This is a genomic window from Candidatus Cloacimonadota bacterium (assembly GCA_034661015.1).
Classification (GTDB): Bacteria; Cloacimonadota; Cloacimonadia; order JGIOTU-2; family JGIOTU-2; genus JAYEKN01.
On record JAYEKN010000199.1, the window covers coordinates 7,738 to 12,075 of the forward strand.

The following is a 4,338-nucleotide window of genomic DNA, read 5'->3' on the forward strand; positions in this document are numbered from 1 at the left end:
AGATATTTGGAGCAACTTCGATCTGTGATCTAACTGATCAAATAATTTTCAGTCATTTCGGCTATTTTAAAGATGAATGGATAAAAGTAACTTTACCGGATTATGTGAAATAAATTTTTTAAAATGGTAAAAGGGAACGCTTTAGAAAACCGTAGTACACATAACTCGTTTTTCCAAAATGGTAATTTGAGGAACGCTTTGGAAAAGCGTAATACACGTAACTCTTTTTTCCAAAACGATAATTTGAAGAACGCTTTGGGAAAGCGTAATACACGTAACTCGTTTTTCCAAAATGGTAATTTGAAGAACGCTTTAGAAAAGCGTAATACACGTAATTCGTTTTTCCAAAACGATATTATTAATGCTTTAGAAAAGCGTAATACGGAAAAAGTATTCTTCCCAAAATAATTGACGAAATATGTGGATATCTCCATATTTGACCAAAATTAAAAGATCAGTAACCGACAGAAAAACAAACCATAAGAGCGGGTATAACTCAGTGGTAGAGTATTAGCTTCCCAAGCTAACGGTCGCGGGTTCGAATCTCGTTACCCGCTCCATTTTTATTATAATAATTCTATGAATATACTATTTTCTAACGGAAAAGTTTTAACCCAAAGCCCCCAAAAGCCATTTGCAAATTCAGTTTTTGTGGAAGGAAACAAAATAAAATTTGTAGGCAAACTGTCTAATTTTAAGGCAAACTTACCAAAATACTACGAAGAAATTAATTTAGATGGAAAAATTCTCTTACCCGGTTTTATTGATACTCATACTCATTTTGTCAGTTATGCTTCTTCCAAAATAAGAGCAGACCTTTCCGGCTGCACATCTATCTCTGAAATGGAGAAAAGATTGCTTGAATACAAAAAAAAACATGTCGGTAAGATGGAATGGATAAGTGGAAAAGGGTGGGAAAAAAATTTGTTAAAATTAGAAAATGGATTCGATAGATATTTTCTTGATGAAATATTTCCGGACACACCCGTTTCTCTTTCCAGTAAAGATTTGCATTCCTTTCTTTGTAATTCGGTTGCTCTGGAAAAAATGGGTATTACATCCAAAACAAAATTACCTGAAGGGAGTTCGATTGGATATTTTGCCAACGGGGAATTAAATGGTTTTCTGTATGAGCGCGCTTGGTTATTGATTTCAGACGCACAACCTTCGCTACAAACGGAGTTAAAGGAGAGATTGGTGAAAGAAGCAATTTGGGAATCACATAAATTTGGGTTGACCGGTTTGCACAGCATAGAGGATGAAGGTGCATATAATTTATTCAAATCTCTTAGAGAAAAAAATGAATTGAATATGCGTGTCTGCTGGCATTTCCCGTTAGAAATGTTTGATGAAATGATTGCGAGGGGTGTAAAATCATATACTGGAGATGATTGGCTAACTATCGGCGGATTGAAAATTTTTATGGATGGTTCGATCGGTTCACGGTCTGCTTTCATGTATCATCCCTACAAAGGTGAACCCGATAATTACGGTTTTCTTGTACGTAGTGAGGATGAATTCTATAATTTGTTAGTTAAAGCCGGTAAAAATGGAATTTCTGTTTTGACTCATTCGATAGGAGATCGCTGCAATTCGATTGTGATCAATGGGATTGAACGCGCGCAAAAACATCCCGATTTGGAGGATAAAGACCTGTTTTACAGAATCGAGCATTTACAATGCGTCTTGCCGGAAGATGTGAAAAGGGTGGCGAAACACAATATTTATTCCGCACTACAGCCGATTCATATTAGGATGGATGCAAAATTTAATGATCAAAACTTATCGGAACATGGAAAGGATTGTTACCCTTTCCGTTCTCTAATAGATAGCGGTGCTGTTTTTGGATTCGGTTCGGATGTTCCGGTGGAAAGTCATAATCCCTTTTTAGGGATTTATGCAGCGATTGAGAGAAAAAGCCGAAACGAGCCTTCCAATCCGAGTTGGATTCCGGAACAAAAAATCACCACCGAAGAAGCGATTCGTGCCTACACGATCTGGGCTGCAAAAGCTTCCCGTCAGGAAGATAAGTTTGGCTCTATTGTACCCGGAAAATTTGCCGACCTTATCGTGATTGACGATTATACAGAACATGATTCAACATTTTGGCTTCAGGCGAAATCATATTTAACTTTAGTTGATGGGGAAATCGTTTATAGCAGGTTGTAATTTGTTCGATTGAATTTTGTCCAGAATATTACGTCAAATAAATAAAATCCGGATAAAATTAATATTTTGTCTATTACTGAATTGCTGCTAATGTTTGGCAGCTGCCACGCCAACGGCGGGTTAAGCCCATTTTCATTCTGTTTTAATAGTGTTTCCTTGAACTTATTTTTTATCTTTTATCTTTTTAGGATTAGGTTTCAACTTTTTTATATCCTGCACCAACTCTTTGAGATTCTGCTCAAATTTAATCTCTTTTAATTTATCTTTGTATTTATTAAATTCAATTTCAGCTCTTTCTTTTGCCATCTGATGACTGATTTTCCCAGCATTATTAAGCAACTCTCTTCCGTTCATTTGTAATATTACATCAAGCCGTTCAATCCAATCTTCCATATACATTGGAGTTTTCTGCTGTGCCATTGTCTCTGCAAATGCAAGATATTGTTCTACCAGTAAACCAAGCAATTTAATTTCATCTTCATTCAAATAATTTTTGGCAATAACAACATCACTTTTACGAACAGATATATTTGATTCTTTATCATAAGATTGCATTCCCAATAGCGGAAAAGTTGCATCTACTCGCCGATAAACAAGTTCAGCTGCTGTTTGTTGGCTTATTGCCCAAAGCAATTTATTTTGAACGATTTTGAAAAATTTGATTGTATTTTCATTTTTTGAATCGTAATCTATACTAGTAGTGTAAATATCTTTTATTTTCTGATAGAAGAAACGCTCCGATAAACGGATTTCCCGAATTCTTTCTTGAAGTTCCTTAAAGTAATTCATCGAATTACCTTTTTTGAAACGCTCATCATTCAATGTGAAACCTTTTACAATATATTCTTTTAAGCGTTGAGTTGCCCAAATTCTGAATTGAGTTGCAATCTGCGATTTAATGCGATAACCAACGGAAATAATTGCATCAAGATTATAATATTTTTGTTTTCTTTTTACTTCTCGATTACCTTCTTTTTGAACTATTAAGAAATCCTTAATAGTTGCTTTCTCTTCAAGTTCATCTTCATCAAAAATACTTTTTAGATGCATATTAATATTTGGGACAGTTGTCTGAAACAATTTTGCCATAAGTTTTTGCGTGAGCCAAACAGTTTCATCTTCCAATCTAACATCAAGCTTTGTTCTGCCGTCTTCGGTTTTGTAAATTATTAGTTGTGACTTATTTTCCATATTATTACCTTATCAACTTATTAGCAGAATCTCGCTTGCCCATTTACGGAACTCGATCGCTCTGTGCGAATTTACTCTATAACCTACGGCTGTAATTGCGCGGAGATTGTAATATTTAATTTCTTTTTTTGTGTTTTACCTTTTACAGCACCGTGTTTTGTGGTATGTCGGAAATTCCGACACACCTGTTTTTCATCTAATTCACCCTCTGCAAATATTTTATGCAGATGTTCGGTTATAGTTGACCTGCCTTTTTCAAAAAGTTCAAAGATCAGTTTTTGCGTTAACCACAGAGTTTCATCGCGAAAAAACACATCAATGTTTACTTTTCCATTCTCAGTTTGGAATATCACAAAATTTGAAAATTTTTGCAGGTTATTATTTGAATTATTTTTATTAATGTCGTTCATAACTATAAACCCATTTCCATTTGAGTGGATTTTTGTTCATTTTCTATTTTGTAGAACTCTTTTGTAAGTTCTTTATCATCGTCAGATACTTTGAAATCCTCATCATCAATTGAAGAGAGATTAACATATAATTGGTTTTTATTTAGAATTTGCAGAAGAATTTCCTTTTGCTGTTTTAAGGTGAGTTCTTTAAACGGCCAAACAAGAGAAACTTCATTTCGTTGGTTTAAGAATTTCCCGCCAATATTCAAACCGATTTTATTTTTGTATCTTGTGTAGCTGTCTTTCAGAAAGTTTTTGTTCTCCATATATTGAACAAACAAATTAATATCGAAAACCCAATGGTTCTTTATTTGTATGAAGAATTTATTTTTAAGTTCATCAATTTCGATCAATAGTTCAATTAATCTGGGATTTATATTGTAAGCTGCATCAATGATAACAAATTTTTTCAAATCTCCATTGTCATTTATAAAACTTGATTCTCTGGAAAGTTGTTCTGTTAGAACTTCGTGAAATTTGTTCATCAATTTCTCCTAATTCATTTTGTATCGAATGAAATAAAATT

5 protein-coding genes and 1 tRNA gene are annotated in these 4,338 nt (G+C 33.9%); 2 read left to right on the forward strand and 4 right to left on the reverse strand.

Annotated features, from left to right (window positions below):
- Positions 1-485: 485 nt before the first annotated feature.
- A tRNA-Gly gene (locus tag U9P79_07705) sits at positions 486-560 on the forward strand.
- A gap of 19 nt (positions 561-579) precedes the next feature.
- Entirely contained in the window at positions 580-2,169 is a 1,590-nt protein-coding gene (locus tag U9P79_07710; protein ID MEA2104507.1) for an amidohydrolase, read from the forward strand.
- A gap of 162 nt (positions 2,170-2,331) precedes the next feature.
- Here U9P79_07710 and U9P79_07715 read toward each other — a convergent pair whose 3' ends face one another.
- From U9P79_07715 to U9P79_07730, 4 genes are read right to left on the reverse strand one after another with little or no spacing between them, the layout of a single operon-like run.
- Complete coding sequence (locus U9P79_07715; protein ID MEA2104508.1) at positions 2,332-3,360, reverse strand: virulence RhuM family protein; 1,029 nt, start codon at positions 3,358-3,360, stop codon at positions 2,332-2,334.
- Between the two features lie 12 nt (positions 3,361-3,372).
- Positions 3,373-3,480: a RhuM family protein gene (gene rhuM, locus U9P79_07720; GenBank protein MEA2104509.1), complete on the reverse strand. Its 108-nt coding sequence runs from the start codon at positions 3,478-3,480 to the stop codon at positions 3,373-3,375.
- Positions 3,444-3,770 carry a hypothetical protein gene (locus U9P79_07725; GenBank protein ID MEA2104510.1) on the reverse strand — a complete coding sequence of 109 codons (327 nt, stop codon included), beginning with the start codon at positions 3,768-3,770 and terminating at the stop codon, positions 3,444-3,446. The genes rhuM and U9P79_07725 overlap by 37 nt, the downstream gene beginning before the upstream one ends.
- A gap of 2 nt (positions 3,771-3,772) precedes the next feature.
- Positions 3,773-4,297, reverse strand: coding sequence for a site-specific DNA-methyltransferase (locus U9P79_07730; GenBank protein MEA2104511.1), 525 nt, complete (start codon positions 4,295-4,297; stop codon positions 3,773-3,775).
- Positions 4,298-4,338 lie beyond the last annotated feature (41 nt).

What these genes read in the sequence shown, in the direction of transcription:
- U9P79_07710 (MEA2104507.1), top strand. Translation starts at nt 580, where the DNA reads ATGAATATACTATTTTCTAACGGAAAAGTTTTAACCCAAAGCCCCCAA.
- U9P79_07715 (MEA2104508.1), bottom strand. Translation starts at nt 3,360, where the DNA reads ATGGAAAATAAGTCACAACTAATAATTTACAAAACCGAAGACGGCAGA.
- U9P79_07725 (MEA2104510.1), bottom strand. Translation starts at nt 3,770, where the DNA reads ATGAACGACATTAATAAAAATAATTCAAATAATAACCTGCAAAAATTT.
- U9P79_07730 (MEA2104511.1), bottom strand. Translation starts at nt 4,297, where the DNA reads ATGAACAAATTTCACGAAGTTCTAACAGAACAACTTTCCAGAGAATCA.